Annotated in this window: 1 protein-coding gene; it reads right to left on the reverse strand. The window is 58.4% G+C overall.

The window, feature by feature from the left end; all coding sequences use genetic code 11:
* On the reverse strand, positions 1–1061 hold a 1061-nt coding region (locus ACJHYW_RS25205; RefSeq protein WP_410233389.1), incomplete at both ends, for a phage tail protein.

The following is a 1061-nucleotide window of genomic DNA, read 5'->3' on the forward strand; positions in this document are numbered from 1 at the left end:
CGGTTATAGGTCCACACCTTATCCGATGGCCGGTCCTGCACGAACGTCAGCGTCTGCCCGTTCCATACCGGCATACAGCGCATCGCCGAGCAGAAATCACTGAGCACATCCCACGCCTTGCGCTGCGTGGTCAGCCAGGCATTACAGGTGATGCGCGGCTCCGTGCCACCAAAGCCATCCGGCACCGACTGGTCGCAATTCTGGCCGATGACATACAGCGCCCATTTGTCCACATCCGCCGCACCGAGACGCTTCCCCATGCCGTAGCGCGGATGGGTCAGCATATCCCACAGACACCAGGCCATGTTGTTGCTGTATGCCGGTTTAAACGTCCCGTCCCAGATACCGCTGTATTGCCGCGTCTGCGGGTTATAGTTCGACGGCACCTGCAGAATACGCCCGCGCAGATGATAATTACGGCTCACCTGCTGGCTGCCGAACTGCTCCGAGTCCACCTGCACGCCGACCAGTGCCGTGTTCGGGTAGCACTGTTTCACATCGATGATTTCGGTGTATGACGACCAGAGCGTTTTGTTCTGCAGCTGGTCTGTGGTGCTGTCCGGCGTCATCCTGCGCATCCGGATATTAAACGGGCGCGGCGGCAGGTTATCCACCACCACTGAGGCCAGATACTGCGAGGTGGTTTTACCCTTAATGGTGATGTCTTTTTCCGTCACCCAGCCACCGTTACGTTGTATCTGAACCAGCAGGCGGACTTCCGATGGATTCCTGTCCCCCTTTGAGGTGGTTTCCACCAGTGCCTGCACACCGAAGGTAAAGCGCAGACGGTCGATGTTTGCCGACGTGATGGTGCGGGTGATCGGCGTGTCATATTTCACTTCCGTACCCAGCACCGTCTCGGAACCGGAGGATTCAAATCCCTCCGGCGGAGTCTGCTCCTGCTCACCGGCCCGGAACACCACCGTGACGCCGGATATATTGGTATTCCCCTCACTGTCCAGCACCGGCGTACTGTTCAGCAGCACGCTTTTTAATCCATCCACCGGACCTTCAACCGGCCCTTCGCTGATGGCATCGATCACACTCAGCAGCTGCGTGGA

The sequence above is a fragment of the Escherichia sp. WS3063 genome, assembly GCF_046486595.1.
Classification (GTDB): domain Bacteria; phylum Pseudomonadota; class Gammaproteobacteria; order Enterobacterales; family Enterobacteriaceae; genus Escherichia; species Escherichia coli.